The 14,703-nt window shown below is 65.4% G+C and carries 18 protein-coding genes; 8 read left to right on the top strand and 10 right to left on the bottom strand.

Going from position 1 to position 14,703, the window contains the following annotated elements:
• The first annotated feature begins 47 nt into the window (after positions 1-47).
• From groES to CB0101_RS06715, 3 genes are all read left to right on the top strand, one after another.
• The gene (gene groES / locus CB0101_RS06725; RefSeq protein ID WP_010310879.1) at positions 48-359 is read left to right on the top strand and encodes a co-chaperone GroES; all 312 of its coding nucleotides are present in this window, start codon (positions 48-50) and stop codon (positions 357-359) included.
• A gap of 59 nt (positions 360-418) precedes the next feature.
• Positions 419-2,050 carry a chaperonin GroEL gene (gene groL / locus CB0101_RS06720; RefSeq protein ID WP_010310877.1) on the top strand — a complete coding sequence of 544 codons (1,632 nt, stop codon included), beginning with the start codon at positions 419-421 and terminating at the stop codon, positions 2,048-2,050.
• A 292-nt stretch (positions 2,051-2,342) separates the two neighbouring features.
• Positions 2,343-3,647 carry an ammonium transporter gene (locus CB0101_RS06715; RefSeq protein WP_010310876.1) on the top strand — a complete coding sequence of 435 codons (1,305 nt, stop codon included), beginning with the start codon at positions 2,343-2,345 and terminating at the stop codon, positions 3,645-3,647.
• 22 nt (positions 3,648-3,669) lie between these two features.
• Here the strand turns inward: CB0101_RS06715 and msrB are convergent, their stop codons facing one another.
• From msrB to gpmI, 3 genes are read right to left on the bottom strand one after another with little or no spacing between them, the layout of a single operon-like run.
• A complete protein-coding gene (msrB, locus tag CB0101_RS06710) occupies positions 3,670-4,152 on the bottom strand; it encodes a peptide-methionine (R)-S-oxide reductase MsrB (protein WP_010310874.1) in 483 nt (160 codons plus the stop codon).
• A gap of 34 nt (positions 4,153-4,186) precedes the next feature.
• Positions 4,187-4,420 (bottom strand): preprotein translocase subunit SecG, encoded by a 234-nt coding sequence (gene secG / locus CB0101_RS06705; RefSeq protein ID WP_010310871.1) that lies wholly within the window; start codon positions 4,418-4,420, stop codon positions 4,187-4,189.
• A 22-nt stretch (positions 4,421-4,442) separates the two neighbouring features.
• Positions 4,443-6,017 carry a 2,3-bisphosphoglycerate-independent phosphoglycerate mutase gene (gene gpmI, locus CB0101_RS06700; protein WP_010310868.1) on the bottom strand — a complete coding sequence of 525 codons (1,575 nt, stop codon included), beginning with the start codon at positions 6,015-6,017 and terminating at the stop codon, positions 4,443-4,445.
• Between the two features lie 245 nt (positions 6,018-6,262).
• On the opposite strand from gpmI, the gene pyrR reads away from it, so the two are divergent.
• Entirely contained in the window at positions 6,263-6,805 is a 543-nt protein-coding gene (pyrR, locus tag CB0101_RS06695) for a bifunctional pyr operon transcriptional regulator/uracil phosphoribosyltransferase PyrR (protein ID WP_010310866.1), read from the top strand.
• A gap of 8 nt (positions 6,806-6,813) precedes the next feature.
• Here pyrR and CB0101_RS06690 read toward each other — a convergent pair whose 3' ends face one another.
• From CB0101_RS06690 to CB0101_RS06680, 3 genes are all read right to left on the bottom strand, one after another.
• A complete protein-coding gene (locus CB0101_RS06690) occupies positions 6,814-7,035 on the bottom strand; it encodes a ferredoxin-thioredoxin reductase variable chain (RefSeq protein WP_010310864.1) in 222 nt (73 codons plus the stop codon).
• A gap of 40 nt (positions 7,036-7,075) precedes the next feature.
• Positions 7,076-7,909 (bottom strand): hypothetical protein, encoded by an 834-nt coding sequence (locus CB0101_RS06685; RefSeq protein ID WP_010310862.1) that lies wholly within the window; start codon positions 7,907-7,909, stop codon positions 7,076-7,078.
• An 82-nt stretch (positions 7,910-7,991) separates the two neighbouring features.
• The gene (locus CB0101_RS06680; RefSeq protein ID WP_010310860.1) at positions 7,992-9,566 is read right to left on the bottom strand and encodes an Hsp70 family protein; all 1,575 of its coding nucleotides are present in this window, start codon (positions 9,564-9,566) and stop codon (positions 7,992-7,994) included.
• A 94-nt stretch (positions 9,567-9,660) separates the two neighbouring features.
• Between CB0101_RS06680 and CB0101_RS06675 the strand changes: the two genes are divergently transcribed.
• The 3 genes from CB0101_RS06675 to CB0101_RS06665 are packed head-to-tail and all read left to right on the top strand — an operon-like array spanning position 9,661 to position 10,583.
• On the top strand, positions 9,661-9,966 hold the full coding sequence (locus CB0101_RS06675) for a hypothetical protein (RefSeq protein WP_010310858.1): 306 nt from the start codon (positions 9,661-9,663) through the stop codon (positions 9,964-9,966).
• Between the two features lie 3 nt (positions 9,967-9,969).
• Entirely contained in the window at positions 9,970-10,200 is a 231-nt protein-coding gene (locus CB0101_RS06670; protein WP_010310854.1) for a DNA-directed RNA polymerase subunit omega, read from the top strand.
• 11 nt (positions 10,201-10,211) lie between these two features.
• Positions 10,212-10,583, top strand: a complete 372-nt coding sequence (locus CB0101_RS06665) for a DUF1818 family protein (protein ID WP_010310852.1) — start codon at positions 10,212-10,214, stop codon at positions 10,581-10,583.
• On the opposite strand, the gene CB0101_RS06660 is transcribed toward CB0101_RS06665, so the two are convergent.
• Positions 10,546-11,424: an NAD(P)-dependent oxidoreductase gene (locus CB0101_RS06660; protein ID WP_010310850.1), complete on the bottom strand. Its 879-nt coding sequence runs from the start codon at positions 11,422-11,424 to the stop codon at positions 10,546-10,548. The two genes, CB0101_RS06665 and CB0101_RS06660, sit on opposite strands and share 38 nt — an antisense overlap.
• Before the next feature lie 374 nt (positions 11,425-11,798).
• Between CB0101_RS06660 and CB0101_RS06655 the strand changes: the two genes are divergently transcribed.
• Positions 11,799-12,026 carry a DUF2811 domain-containing protein gene (locus tag CB0101_RS06655; protein WP_010310848.1) on the top strand — a complete coding sequence of 76 codons (228 nt, stop codon included), beginning with the start codon at positions 11,799-11,801 and terminating at the stop codon, positions 12,024-12,026.
• Here CB0101_RS06655 and CB0101_RS06650 read toward each other — a convergent pair.
• The 3 genes from CB0101_RS06650 to murD are packed head-to-tail and all read right to left on the bottom strand — an operon-like array spanning position 12,007 to position 14,688.
• Positions 12,007-12,801, bottom strand: a complete 795-nt coding sequence (locus tag CB0101_RS06650; protein ID WP_010310846.1) for a hypothetical protein — start codon at positions 12,799-12,801, stop codon at positions 12,007-12,009. The two genes, CB0101_RS06655 and CB0101_RS06650, sit on opposite strands and share 20 nt — an antisense overlap.
• The gene (locus CB0101_RS06645; protein ID WP_010310843.1) at positions 12,798-13,256 is read right to left on the bottom strand and encodes an EVE domain-containing protein; all 459 of its coding nucleotides are present in this window, start codon (positions 13,254-13,256) and stop codon (positions 12,798-12,800) included. The genes CB0101_RS06650 and CB0101_RS06645 overlap by 4 nt, the downstream gene beginning before the upstream one ends.
• A gap of 58 nt (positions 13,257-13,314) precedes the next feature.
• Positions 13,315-14,688: a UDP-N-acetylmuramoyl-L-alanine--D-glutamate ligase gene (gene murD / locus CB0101_RS06640; protein ID WP_029553088.1), complete on the bottom strand. Its 1,374-nt coding sequence runs from the start codon at positions 14,686-14,688 to the stop codon at positions 13,315-13,317.
• Positions 14,689-14,703 lie beyond the last annotated feature (15 nt).

Raw genomic sequence — 14,703 nt, 5'->3', positions numbered from 1 at the left:
CTTTGGCGCCATGCCAATGGTTTCGCCATTTTCATTGCATTCCATCCATGGCTGCTGTTTCTCTCAGCGTTTCCACCGTCAAGCCCCTCGGCGATCGCATTTTCATCAAGGTCTCCGAGTCCGAGGAAAAGACCGCCGGCGGCATCCTTCTGCCTGACACCGCCAAGGAAAAGCCCCAGGTGGGCGAAGTGGTGCAGGTCGGCCCCGGCAAGCGCAACGACGACGGCTCCCGTCAGACCCCTGAGGTGAGCGTTGGCGACAAGGTGCTTTACAGCAAGTACGCCGGTACCGACATCAAGCTCGGCAGCGACGAGTACGTGCTGCTCTCCGAGAAGGACATCCTGGCTGTCGTCAACTGAGATCTGTCTCAGTCGCTTCGTTTTTCCCCTAACCGTTTTCTCAGCGAGAACCGCCTTCCATGGCTAAGCGCATCATTTACAACGAGCAGGCCCGCCGCGCCCTCGAAAAAGGCATCGACATCCTGGCCGAATCCGTTGCGGTGACCCTGGGTCCCAAGGGCCGCAACGTGGTGCTGGAGAAGAAGTTCGGCGCTCCTCAGATCATCAATGACGGCGTCACCATCGCCAAAGAGATCGAACTCGAAGACCACATCGAGAACACCGGTGTTGCCCTGATCCGTCAGGCCGCCTCCAAGACCAATGACGCCGCCGGCGACGGCACCACCACCGCCACCGTGCTGGCTCACGCCATGGTGAAGGCCGGTCTGCGCAACGTGGCCGCTGGCGCCAACGCCATCACCCTGAAGAAGGGCATCGACAAGGCTGCTGAGTTCCTGGTCGAGAAGATCAAGGAGCACGCCAAGCCGATCAGCGACTCCAACGCCATCGCCCAGGTGGGCACCATCTCCGCCGGTAACGACGAAGAGGTGGGCCGCATGATCGCCGACGCCATGGACAAGGTCGGCAAAGAGGGTGTGATCTCCCTCGAGGAAGGCAAGTCGATGACCACCGAGCTGGAGGTCACCGAGGGCATGCGCTTCGACAAGGGCTACATCTCGCCCTACTTCGCCACCGACACCGAGCGCATGGAAGCGGTGCTCGAGGATCCCTACATCCTCCTCACCGACAAGAAGATCGGCCTGGTGCAGGATCTGGTGCCCGTGCTCGAGCAGATCGCTCGCACCGGCAAGCCTCTGCTGATCATTGCCGAGGACATCGAGAAGGAAGCCCTCGCCACCCTGGTGGTGAACCGCCTGCGCGGTGTGCTGAATGTGGCCGCTGTGAAGGCCCCTGGCTTCGGCGATCGCCGTAAGGCCATGCTCGAGGACATCGCCGTTCTCACCAACGGACAGCTGATCACCGAGGACGCCGGCCTCAAGCTCGAGAACGCCAAGCTGGAGATGCTGGGCACCGCCCGTCGCATCACCATCAACAAGGACACCACCACCATCGTGGCCGAAGGCAACGAGGTGGCTGTGAAGGCCCGCTGCGAGCAGATCCGCAAGCAGATGGACGAAACCGACTCCTCCTATGACAAGGAGAAGCTGCAGGAGCGTCTGGCCAAGCTGAGCGGCGGTGTGGCCGTGGTCAAGGTGGGTGCCGCCACCGAGACCGAGATGAAGGACAAGAAGCTGCGCCTGGAAGACGCCATCAACGCCACCAAGGCGGCCGTTGAAGAAGGCATCGTTCCTGGTGGTGGCACCACCCTGGCCCACCTGGCTCCTGCCCTCGAGCAGTGGGCGGCCTCCAACCTCTCCGGCGAAGAGCTGATCGGCGCCACCATCGTGGCGTCCGCCCTCACCGCTCCCCTCAAGCGCATCGCTGAGAACGCTGGTGTGAACGGCTCCGTGGTGGCCGAGCACGTGAAGAACAAGCCCTTCAGCGAGGGCTACAACGCCGCCACCGGCGAGTACGTCGACATGCTGGCTGCCGGCATCGTGGACCCCGCCAAGGTGACCCGCTCCGGTCTGCAAAATGCCGCCTCCATCGCCGGCATGGTGCTGACCACCGAGTGCATCGTGGCTGACATGCCCGAGAAGAAGGAAGCAGCTCCTGCCGGCGGCGGCATGGGCGGCGACTTCGACTACTGATCGCTTTTCGTCGATCGATCTTTAGCCCCCGCTCCGGCGGGGGCTTTTTTCATGCCTCGGTTCGAGCGCTGTTGGAGTCGGTACCCAGTTCCAGCGCATCGTCGACGCCTTCATCAAAGACTGGACGAGGTGGAGGCCTAAGGACGATGAACGTCTAGCCGCGGTTCGCTAGAAAATGTTCAGAGCGAACAGTCCGTCGTCTGGGTTGTCTGGAACGGTATCTGTCATCACCGAATGAGTTCGCGTGCCGTTTCTTTCGCGACAGCGCAGATTGCTGATTGCTGCTGTGACTGTGCCGGCGGTCCAGTTGCTGGCGGGTGCTTTCCTCCCCGCCCAAGCCGCTGAAGCAGCGCTCTCCAGCTCCGACAACACCTTGCTGCTGATCTCAGCGGCGATGGTTCTGTTGATGACCCCTGGCCTGGCCTTCTTCTACGGCGGCTTTGTTCAGGGGCGCAACGTGCTCAACACGATGGTGATGAGCTTCGTGATGATGGGCATCGCCACCTTGGTCTGGGCCAGCTTTGGCTTCAGCCTGGCCTTCGCCGATGGCGGTGCGGCCCAGGCGGTGGTGGGTAACCCCTTCACCTTTGCCTTGCTCGAGCGTCTGCCTGAGGTTTGGGATGGTCTGGCGGTTCCCGGCCTGACCTTTGCTCTGTTCCAGGGCATGTTCGCGATCATCACGCCGGCCCTCATTTCCGGCGCCCTGGTCGAGCGAATCAGCTTCCGCTTCTGGTGCCTGTTCACGCCGATCTGGCTGCTGCTGGTCTATTCCCCGCTGGCCCACATGGTCTGGGGTGGTGGTGTCCTGGGCAAAGACCTCGATTTTGCGGGTGGCACGGTGGTGCACATCAGCTCAGGCGTGACCGCATTGGTCTTGGCGGGCCTGATCGGTGCGCGTCGCCAGTGGCCCAAAGCGGTCCGTCCTCCCCATGACGTGACCCAGATCCTGCTGGGTACCGGGTTGCTCTGGTTTGGTTGGTTCGGCTTCAACGGCGGCAGCCAGCTGGCTGTTGGTGGCGCGGAGATTCCCTTCACCACAACCCACGTGGCTGCCGCGGCTGGTCTGGTGGCCTGGTCGTTGATGGAAACCTGGCGTGACGGCAAGCCCACCGCCGTGGGCATGGCCACGGGTGCGGTGGCCGGTTTAGTGGGTGTGACCCCTGCCGCTGGTTTTGTGACCATTGGCTCGGCCATGGCGATTGGCGCCATCACCGCAGTGCTCTGCTACGGGTCAGTGCAGCTCAAGGTGAAGCTGCGCTTCGATGATTCCCTCGATACCTACGCGGTGCATGGTGTGGGCGGCACCGCCGGGGCTCTGCTTACGGGTTTGTTCGCCAACGCTGAATTGATCTCCTCCCACCCTGCGGGTCAGGTCTTAGCCGAACAGGGCCGCGGCGCCCTGGTGCTGGGTCAGCTGCAGGCGGTGCTGGTGGCTTACGGCCTGGCGGCGATCGGAACCTTCTTGATTGCGGGAGTTCTGCGTGCTCTCGGCGTTCAGTTCCGGGTCAGCGAAGATGCCGAAAACCTGGGTGTTGATGTGGCAGAACACGGCGAAGAGGCCTACGCCGAGCGCGTTGGCTCCCCGCAGCTGTTCTGATCCACCCACCAACAACGAATCCTCAGGTGTTGGGTTTAAAGGTCAACGCCACGCCGTTGTTGCAGTAGCGCTTGCCAGTGGGTTTGGGGCCGTCGCCGAACACGTGTCCTTGGTGCCCTCCGCAGCGGCTGCAGTGGTATTCAGTGCGCGGCACGATCAGCTTGAAATCCACCTTGGTGCCGATCGCCTTGGGCAGGGGCTGCCAGAAGCTGGGCCAGCCGGTGCCGCTGTCGTATTTGGCTTTGGAGCTGAACAGAGCAAGATCGCAGCCGGCGCAATGAAAGGTGCCGGCGCGTTTTTCGCTGTTGAGCGGGCTGCTGAAGGGGCGTTCGGTGCCTTCTTGGCGTAGCACCTGGTAGGCCGCGGGGCTGAGGCGGCTCTTCCATTCGGCGTCGCTGAGGTTCCACTGCGGGTCTGCCGCAGCAGAGGCCGCGTCAGCGGTTTTGCCGCCAAGCAGCGGACTGAGCAGAGCTGTGAGGCTCGCCAGGAAAGTGCGGCGGGGCATCGTCAAGGTGGAGATCGGAAAAGCCGGGCTGCGATCAGAGCTTGAACCAACCGGCGCTCAGGGCGGTGGCCAGACCCAGGAACACGGCCAGCAGGGTCCAGGTGATGCGGTTGAGGGTGGCTTCAGCACTACGGGCGCTGCTGAACATGGAGCTGCCGCTGGAGGCAAGCCCGCCCATACCATCGCCCTTGGGGCTGTGCAGCAACACGCTGATCATCAGCAGCACGCCGCTGGCCAGCCAGATCCAGGTGAAAACGGTTTGGAGCATGGCGGAAGCCTAGTGGGCCGGATCAGACCCCCAGGGTCTGAGGGATGCGGCTGGGCACGGCGGTGCTACCGACTGGCACAACCAGGGAGCTGCCCGTCATGCGCGAGGGCTGCGGCAGGCCGAGGATCTCCAGCAGGGTGGGAGCGATATCGGCCAGGCCGCCGCCGCTGCGCAGTTCCACCGCGTTGCCGTGGCCTGGCAGCTTGCGCTGCTCTCCTTCCACCAGGATGACGGGCACGGGATTGGTGGTGTGCGCGGTCCAGGGCCGGCCATCAGGCCCTTCCATCAGTTCGGCATTGCCGTGATCGGCGGTCACCAGCAAGGTGCCGCCCATGCGGTTGGTGGCTTCCAGCAGGCGCCCCACGCTCTGATCCACCGTGCGAATCGCATCGATCGTGGCGTTCATTTCGCCGGTGTGCCCCACCATGTCGGGGTTGGCGTAGTTGATCACCACGAGGGCATAGATGCCCTTGTTGATGGCGGCGATGCAGTGGTCGGTGAGTTGCTCAGCCGACATGGCCGGGGCCTGGTCGTAGGTGGCGACCCGGGGAGAGGGCACGAGATGGCGGTCTTCACCGGGGTAGGGCTGCTCGATGCCACCGTTCATGAAATAGGTGACGTGGGGATATTTCTCGGTTTCGGCCGTGCGGAACTGGCGGAGGCCGGACTCTGAAACCACTTGGCCCAATAGGCCATCGAGAGATTCCGGCGGGAAGGCCACCGCCACAGGCAAGCCCGCTTCGTATTGGGTGAACGTGACGACTTCGAGATCGTTGATTTGCTCGCGCTCAAAGTCGTTGAACTCCGGCAGCACCAGGGCGCGGATGATCTGTCGCACCCGATCCGGGCGGAAGTTGAAACACACCACACCATCGCCCGGGGCGATGCAGCCAGGGCCGAGTCGGGTGGGTTCGATGAATTCGTCGGTGGTGCCGCTGGCGTAGGCGCTCTCGAGGGCTTCCTGGGCGGAGGCAGCATCGGCCGGGCTGTCGTTGCAGAGCAGGCGGTAGGCCTTTTCGGTGCGATCCCAACGGTTGTCGCGGTCCATGGCCCAGTAGCGACCACAGATCGTGCTGATGCTGCCCACGCCTGCCTTCTCGATCTGTGCCTCGATCGTGCGCAGGTAGCCGGGTGCACTTTGTGTGGGTGTATCGCGGCCGTCGGTGATCACGTGCACGCACACCTTTTGGAGCCCGCGGCCCGCAGCCCACAGCAACAAACCGCCGAGATGGTCGATGTGGCTGTGAACGCCGCCATCGGAGCAGAGCCCGATCAAGTGAAGCGTGTTGCCGTTGGCCACCAGCCGGTCGGCCAGGGCATTGAGTTCAGGGTTGTCGTTGATGCTGCCGTCGCGCACGGCTTGGCTGATCCGCACCAGCTCCTGGCGGATCACACGGCCGGCGCCGATGGTGAGGTGCCCCACTTCGGAGTTGCCCATCTGATCGTCAGGCAGGCCCACATCAGCGCCGCTGGCCTCGATCAGGGTGTGGGGATAGGCATGCCAGAGGGCATCCATCACCGGTGTTTCTGCGGCACGGATGGCGTTATGGGCGTCGTCGTGGCGGTAGCCCCAGCCATCGAGGATGCACAACACCACAGGGGAGACCCCTCCGCGTTTGGATTCGGCTCCGGGCCCGGATCCGTAACCGTTCGCCGGTGGTTCCTGTTCCTGCCCTGGCTCGGTCGACGCAGAAGCTGTCACCCGTTCGATCCTGCCTCGCCGCAACGCCTTCTCATGCCAACCTACCCCGCGCCTTGATCGGGTCCCACTGTGATCCCGGCTGCGTCAGCTTTTGGCCACACCTGCTGATCCCGGTACCATCGGCGCCCTGCAGCGCACGCATGTCAGCCGATCGCATGGAGATCCTCTCGGCCGACGAGCTGGGGCGGACCCTCAATCGCCTTGCTTCTCAGGTGCTGGAGAGCGCTGCTGACAGCCATCAGTTGGTGCTGCTGGGGATTCCCACCCGCGGTGTGGCCCTGGCCGAGGTGCTGGCCCAACGTTTGGAGGCGCTTTGCGGGCATCCAATCGCCTGCGGCAGCCTCGATCCCACGTTTCACCGGGATGATCTCGATCGCATCGGCACCCGTCTGGCTACCCCAACCCAGTTGCCCGCCGATCTGGAGGGGCGCGATCTGGTGTTGGTCGACGATGTGATCTTCACCGGGCGCACCGTGCGCGCCGCCCTTGAGGCTCTGCAGGCGTGGGGTCGGCCCCGGCGGGTGCGGTTGTTGGTGATGGTGGACCGCGGCCATCGGGAGCTGCCGATCCAACCGGATTTCTGCGGCCGGGTGGTTCCCACCAGCAGGCAGGAGTTGATTGCGCTCTGCCTCCAATCGATCGATCAGGAGGAAGGGGTGTTTCTGATCAAAGAGGCTGGCTAAGCAGGGCCTCAGGCCACTGGCTCCAGCTCATCGCTGCGGAAATGAGCGCGGAAGCGCCCGAAGGCCACGATCACCGGCATGGTGGGGCTGATGGTGCGGCCCTTGTAATCGGTGAGCACCTGGAACACCTCTCCTTGTTGGCCCTTGAGATCGAAGGCCTGGCCGCGATGCTCGGGATGGTGGAAGACCACCACGCTCTGGCTGACCTTGACCTGATCTCCTGCCTGCATCGGGTGGTGGGGATGGGGGGATCCATCCTGTCACGCGTGATCAGCGGCGACAGGCGGTTTCGGGGCCGGCTTCCACCACCCGGCCGCCGAGCTCGCGGCAGGCTGCGCTGAAGGCCTGCCAGTCATCCATGCCCTGAGCCAGCTTTTGGGTGATCAGGTCGTTGAGCCGTTCGGCAGGCACGTTGGAGTCGAGCTGGCCGCCGTGGGCGTCGTGCTCCTCCTCGTGGCCGTTGCGCAGGCCTTCGATTCCTTTCTCCACTTGGCCGCGTAGGGCCAGTGATTGTTGCTTCCACCAGGGATGTTCGATCCGGTTGAGGGCATCGAGGGCTTCCCACCAGCGCTGCTGCGGAATCAGCTGCTCCGCCCGCTGCTTGAGGAATTTCTGCCGGTTCCACTCTTCGCTGAGCTGATCGCCGAGGGCGGTGCCACTGGCGTTGTGGGCGGCGTTGAGGGTGTTGAGCAGCTTGAGGGCTTCCTCCAGGCGGCCTTCGCGGTAGAGGTTCAAAGCCCTGCTTTCAAGCTGTTGCTGCCACCGGAGCAGCTGCTGCTGATCAGCGGGGGTGCTGGTGCCGGAATTCACCAGTTGCAGCTGCAGCTTCAAGGCCTCAGCCCAGGCCCCTTGGCGCCATAGCTCCTCGGCCTTCAGGCGGCGGCAGCGGCCCTGCTCCAGGGGCGCCTTGCCTCCCAGCCAGCGCAGGGCCGCCAGCTGCTCGCCATAGCGCAAGCAATCGTCGAGCCGGCCTTGCTCCGCAGCCCGCTCCAGGCGCCCCGGCAGTTGCTTTTCCCACCAGTAGGCCGTGCCCACGCCGGCCGCCACCAATCCCAGGGTGAGCACCAGCCAGAAGCGCGGGAGCCGGTGGCGGCGGATGGCCAAGGGGGTGCCCGATCAATCCATCCGTTCTATGGATCGATGCCCCCTGGATCACCCATTCGGGTGCAGCCCTGCAGCCGTCACCTCAGCGCACGCGGCCCAAGCAGCGCTGCGGCAGGGGCTGATCGGTGGCTAGATCCCGACCATCCACCACCAATTCCCCGCGGGCGTTGATGGCAAACCGCAGCTCCAGCCGGTCGCTGCCGGGCTCTCCGGCTGGTGTGAGCGGAATCGCCGCGGGCTGTTGGCTCCAGTCCTGCACTGCCGCCGCACCGGCGCTCTGGCGCCGCAGCACGGGCAGCCCGTTCACGAACACCACTTCGCTGCGTTCTTCGGCCAGGGGTTCCCCGAGCACCAGTTCCAGATTGGTCTGGCCGCTGCGGCTGCAGGCCAGACGCAGCGTTAGCGGTTGTTCGCTCGGCCAGGGCTGCCCCGGCAGAAAGAGCGGGTGCCAGCGGTGCTCGCTGCTGCGCTGGTCCCAGCAGCGCAGCGACACCCCGCGGTCCAGCACGTCTCTTACGACGACCCCCGGCGTGAGCCGTAGCGCTCCGAGGGCGACGGCCTCCACCGGGCGCTCCCCCCGCAGCGGCACCTGGGGCAGCCGCTCCTGCAGCCAGCTGCGGATCAGCGGCAGGCTGCTGCTGCCTCCCACCGGCAGCACGGCATCAATGTCGTCAGCTTGCACCCCGCAGCCCCGCGCCGCAGCCAGCACCTGCTCCAGCAGCTCATCGAGCAGGGTGAGTAGCTGCCGCTGCCGCAGCAGCAGATCGAGCTCGCGGCGGCTCAGGCGCAGTTCGATCGGTGCCGCGCCCGGGCCAGGGCTCCAGAGGGTCAGGGCCTCCTCGGCATCAGTGAGCTGGCACTTCAAACGCTCGCACCCCTCTAGCAGCGAGGGGCTGGAGGGATCCAGTGAGGCCAGCTCGGGGCGCCGCTTGACCTGGTCGGCGGCAATCCAACGATCGAGATCACGCCCCCCCAGGGCCAGGCCGGCTTTGCCGAGCACGCGAGCGGTGCGCAGGCTCTGGCGGCTGGCGGTGAGGTCGCGGCCGCCGAAGCGCAGCAGCTGGGCGATCGGGGCCGCTTTGCCCTCGCCTCCCTCCAGCGCCACCAGCGAGAGATCGGTGGTGCCGCCGCCCATATCCACCACCAACACCCGACTGCCTGGCGGCAGCCCCGCACCGATTGCCGCCGCTGTGGGTTCATCCACCAGGGCGATTTCCGGCACCGCCAGCTGGCTGGTGGCTTCAAGCAGCCATTGGCGATAACCCCGGTAGCTGTCGATCGGTGCCGTGAGCACGAGGCGTTCGGGCTGCACGGTCTGCGGTAGCCGCTGCCAGATCTGCTCGAGCAGCAGTTGGCCGCTCTGCTCCGGGCTGAGCCAGCCGCTGCGAGGCTCTGGGTTGCCGCCGCCGATGCGGCGTTTGAAGTCGCGATGCAGCTCGGTGCCCCCCTGCTCGAGCAGGCCGGCTTCGATCACCTGGCGGCCGATCAACGCCTGGCTGGATGACGCCTCCTTGAGCCAGATCAAGCTGGGCACAACGGCCGGATCGCGGGTGCTGATCGGTGTGAGCTCCAGCAGCTCGGGAGGCGCCTCTCCACTGCCTTGGAAGGCCACCACGGTGGTGGTGCTGCCCAGGTCGATGGCGAGGGTGCCGGCCACGGTTGAAAGCTGAAGGGAAGACAACGCCCCTGAGCGTGGCGCAACCATCGCCTGCATGGTGAGACCAGTGGGTCTCTGAGAGGCGGTGCTGGCGATGGAGCGGGTGTTGCAGGCCGTGTTGTCGTTTTACCGGGAGGATCCGGAGTTGTTGCGCCGTCTCGACCCGCTCTGGGCCTGCCGGGTCACGCGCGGCTGGAATGGGTTGCGCATCGAATGCCGGGACGGCGCCCATCGGGCGGTGGTGTGCCGCGTGATCGATCTGCTGCGGCCGCCCCTGGAAGCCCTGGCCCTGGTTCGGGAGATTCGGCTGCTGGCCCCAGGCAGCGAGCCGCTGGTGTTTCCGGTGCGGGTGCCCTTGCCCAGCAGCTTGCTGACCTACGATGAATCGATTGGTGATTAGTTCATGTATCTCGGCGTCAACGTCAGCCCCAAAGAGCTCGCGCAGCGCGCCGAGAGCCTGGTTCGCTTCTCCAGCAACCGCTACCTCACCACCGTTCGCATCGCTTTCCGCGCCAAGCAGCGCCGCTTCGATGACTTCGACGGCCTGCTGGAAGATTCGATGGTGAAGCCTGTGCAGCGCGCCATCATCGAGCTCAGCGACGAACAGGACCAGCCCGACCTGCTGCCTGGCTGAGGCTCGCAGCGGTGATCCAGCGCGAAGGAGAGGGTTGGCGGTTGGCCTGGGATGGCAGCCGTCAGCCCTTTTCTGTGTTGATGGCTGGTGAAGGCTGGGCCGCAGAACTCACCGAGCTCGAGGCATCGGCCCTGCGGGATGCGGTGTCGGATCTTGTGGCCCAGCATCAGGGGCTGGTGGATCAGCTGATGGAGGAGGAATCGATCGAGCTGGAACTCGAGCGCGATCCGTGGTGGTTGGCCATTGAGGGCGATCGCAGCAGTTGGTTGCTGCGGGTGGTGCTCACGCCCGAGGCAGGGCAGCGGGCAGTGGAGGGGAGTTGGTCGGTCGCTGCGGCCCGGCCGTTCAGTCAGGCGTTGCAGCAGCTGTTTGGCCAGCCGTGAGCTGGTGCAGTGCGCAGTAGTCGAGCTCGTCGAGGCCGGCGGCGCTGGATCGCTGCAGCAGAGCCGCAAGCCCGCTTAGCCCTTCGCTGTTGAGCCCGGCTTGCTGCGCGGCGGCCATGAACAGATCGAGGTCTTTGCGCAGGTGGGCCGTGGGGAAATTGGGGTTGCTGTAGTCGCCGCTGAGTTCGCGCTGCAGCTTTTTGTCGAAGGTGGGGGCGTAGAGGGCACTGCTGCGCAGCAGGTCCATGAAGGGCTCCACCGCCACGCCGCCTTGCTGCACCAGGTGCAGCGAAAGGCTGAAGGCGTGGGTGAGGCTGGCGATCAGCTGGTTGAGGGCCAGCTTGGTGGTCATCGCCGCGCCCACCGGGCCGAGATGCACGGGCTTCTGGCTGAGCTGGCGGAGCAGCGGCAGAGCTTCCTCCATGAGCTCATCCGGGCCACCGGCCATGAGCTGCAGGTTGCCCTCCAGGGCTTCAGGTCGGCTTCCCAGCACTGGTGCCTCCAGATAGGAGCCGCCGAGTGCATGCACCGCATCAGCTAGTTGCTGGCTTTCAGCCGGCCCGATGGTGCCGATCTGCAGCACACGGCGGCCTCGCAGCGCATCTCCCACCTGATCGATCAACACGCTCTGGGTGGTGGGTCCGTCGCTGAGCACGGTGATCAGCCAGTCGGCCTGGGCAGCGGCCAGCGCCGGACTGTTGGCCTGTTGGGCCCCGAGGTCCACTAGGGGCTGGCAGCGTTCGGGTTTGCGGTTCCACACCGTGAGCGTGTGGCCGCAGCCGAGCAGCCGCGTGGCGATGGCACTGCCGAGCAGGCCTGTTCCGAGCAGGGCAATGGTCATGGGGATCAGCTTGCCTGAGCTGTCGCGATGAGATTGGCCACGAGATTCAGCCGCTGATCAGCACTGCTGATCAGCGGCGTTCTCCCAGCGTTCCACCCACACTCCCCAAGGTTTTGCACGGTTTTTCCACAGGCGCTTGCGGCGCGTGACCCGGCTGCACTGGCGGCTGGGGAGAACGGTGCGGTTCTGCGCTTTCCCGTTGACAGCGCCCGCTGGGCCAGGCAGCGGGCTGAGCTGCCCCTGCACGCATGGCCCCAGAGGCCTGCTGCGAGCGCCGATCTTGCCCTGAGAGCGGTTGGGAATCGTCCGGTTGGGAGCCTGTTGACCGGCGCCCGGCGCTGTGGAGAACTGGTGGGCGTTACGGGGAGATCTGGATGGACAGTGCCGCCACGGTGAGCATGCGCGCTGAGGTGCCTGAGCCCCTGCTGCAGTCGATGCAGGGCTTCATTGAGGCCCATCCCAACTGGGATCAGTACCGCCTGTTCCAAGCGGCCCTGGCCGGTTTCCTGGTGCAGAACGGCGTTCAGACCCGCGAGATCACCCGCTGCTATCTCGCCAACCTCTTCCCCCAGCAGCGCCGCTTCAGCGATCCGATTGCTTGAGGCTGGCCGTAACCTCGCCGGGGTTGTTTTGAAGTTCCGGCCGCAGCTGCACGTAGGCCCCCGTCACCGTTGTGGTGAGCAGGGGCAGCACCCCCACCAACGCCACCAGCGTGGCCAGAAGCCCCAACCCTGAGACCAGCGCTTCCGCCACTAGCCCGATCAGCAGTGGAATCAACAGCAGCCCCACCAGGCCGCTGCACAGGAGTAACAGTCCCGGGCCGTGATGCTCTAGCAGCCACACGCCCTGGCGAAACAGCGCGGTGCCCCTCAGGCGGGTGTCGAGCACCAGGCACGGCCCAAATAATTGGCTGATCACCACGGCCAAGGCGGCGATCAGGCCCAGCAGCGCCGGCGCCGCACTCAGGCCGGGCAGCAGCAACAGCACCAGCGACCAGATCAGGCCGGTGATCAGCGCCACCGCCAGCAGGGCGCCGGCCAGGTAGGCCAGGTAGAGGCTCAGTCGTCCGCTGTGGCGGCACTCGCTGGGGCTGAGCTCCTGCCAGTGGATGGTCTGCTCCCGCGCGATCGCCAGGCCTGCGAGGGTGAAGCCCTCGATCATCCAGATCAGGCTGCCGCCATAAAGGGCAATGCCGCCGAGGCGCAGGAGCGCGGCCAACACGCCGCTATCGACCCTCTCGCCGCCCGCAAACAGGGCCCAGCCGGACAGGTGTGTGCCCAGAGCCACCAGGCTGAAAGCCAGTAGCAAGGGCTGGTGAGCGATGCCTCTCCAGCTCTGCTGGAAGGCGACCCAGCTGTTCAGCCGGATCGGCTTCACAGAGGCCCCAGCAGCTCAAACAAGCGTTCGGCGCTGGCCTCCGGCACCGGCAGGATCGAGAGGCGATTGCCATTGCGCACCACCGGCAGTTCCTCCACGCTGAACTGCTCACGCAGGGCATCGAGGCTCAGCAGCTCGCCGAAGCTGCCCACGTAGCGCAGCCGCACGCAATCCCAACGGGGCTTCTCTGGGCTGGATTTGGGATCGAAGTATTTGTTGGTGGGATCAAACTGACTGGGGTCGACCAATCCGGTCTCAATCACCTCCATCAGCCCAACAATGCCGGGCGGTTTGGCATTGGAGTGATAGAAGAAAGCGCGGTCGCCGATCTGCATCGCACGCATGAAATTGCGCGCCTGATAGTTGCGAATGCCATCCCAGAGCGTTGTGCCTTCCTGCTTTAGATGCTCAATCCCGTACACATCGGGCTCGCTTTTCATCAGCCAGAAGGCCATTGCTGCTGGGTGCGTTGCGGCGAGGCTAGCGGTGCTCCATCACGGAGACCGATCTGGGTCAGAGGCTCTGCACCAGTTGGCGGAAATGGTCGCCGCGGGCTTCGAAATCCCGGTACTGATCAAAGCTGGCGCAAGCCGGTGAGAGCAGCACCGCTCGGCAGTTCTGCTCAGCCGCCAGTCGCTGGGCGAGGGGAACCGCCTCGCTCAGTCCAGCCACCCGATGCACCGCCCCGCTGTAATGGCTGGCCTCCAGCAGCTGTTGAAAGGTGTCCCGCGCGGCGCCGAACAGCACCACAGCCCGGGCCTCTCGCTCCAGCCCGGCAAGCCATCCAGCCGCTTCGCCTTGTTTGGCTTCACCGCCGGCCAGCACCACCAAGGGCCCTTGCAGTGCGCGCAGCGCCACCTCAGCGGCGTCGTAGTTGGTGGCCTTGCTGTCGTTGAACCAGCGCACGCCATCGCGCTCTCGGATCAGCTCGAGGCGATGGGGCACGCCGGGAAAGCAGCGCAAGGCTGCAGCCATCTGTTCGGCGCTCAGGCCCACCTCCAGACCAACCGCCACCGCCATCAGCATGTTCTGGCGATTGTGGGCACCGGGCATCGCCAGGGCATCGGCTGGCAGCAGTGGTCCACTCGCCTGGCAGACCTGATTCGCCTCGATCCAAAGATGGGGTTCGATGCCGGCGGCACGGGCTTGCTCCCGGCTCTCGGCCGTCACCCAACGGGCCTGATCCCAGCTGGCGGCGCGGCTGCGCAGGTCGGGATCATCGGCGTTGAGCACGCGCACCGTTGAGTGCTCCAGCAGGCTGCGTTTGATGGCCCGGTAGTTGTCGAGGGTGCCGTGGCGCTCCAGGTGATCGGGGGTGAGGGTGGTCCACACGCCGATGCGCGGGGCCAGGGCCGGTGCCGATTCGATCTGGTAGCTGCTCAGCTCCACCACCAGCCACGTAGGAGCATTGGCCCCGCTGCGCGCCAGGGCCAGCTCTGCTGCAGAGAAGCCCACGTTGCCGCACATCGGGGCGTCAAGCCCGGCTTGCTCCAGCAGGTGGGCGATCAGATGGGTGACGGTGGTTTTGCCGTTGGTGCCGGTGATGCCAATCCAGGGGACTCCGGCACTGGCTTCCCAGGCGGTGGTGATTTCGCCATCGGTACGAATGCCCTGCTGACGCAGGGCTTTGAGAGTGGGGTGATCCCAGCGGATGCCTGGGCTCACAATCACCCGCGCTGGCTGAACCTCGAGCGCCGTGAAGCTGGCCGGCTCCAGGGGGACGCCTAAATGAACGGCAATGCCTTCGCGGCGTAAGGCATCAGCGCGTTCCTGGAGGGCCGGGCCGTCGCCGCTTTCCAGTACCAGCACCGATGCGCCTCGCTGATGAAGCAACCGGGCCGCGCCCACGCCTGAACGCCCGAGCCCCAGCACCACCTGCAGCGACATCACCTGCGTGGGCAA

The organism is Synechococcus sp. CB0101, from assembly GCF_000179235.2.
Taxonomy (GTDB): Bacteria; Cyanobacteriota; Cyanobacteriia; order PCC-6307; family Cyanobiaceae; genus Vulcanococcus.
The sequence above is the reverse complement of the archived record's forward strand: the minus strand, read 5'-3'. Positions and strand labels throughout refer to the sequence as shown.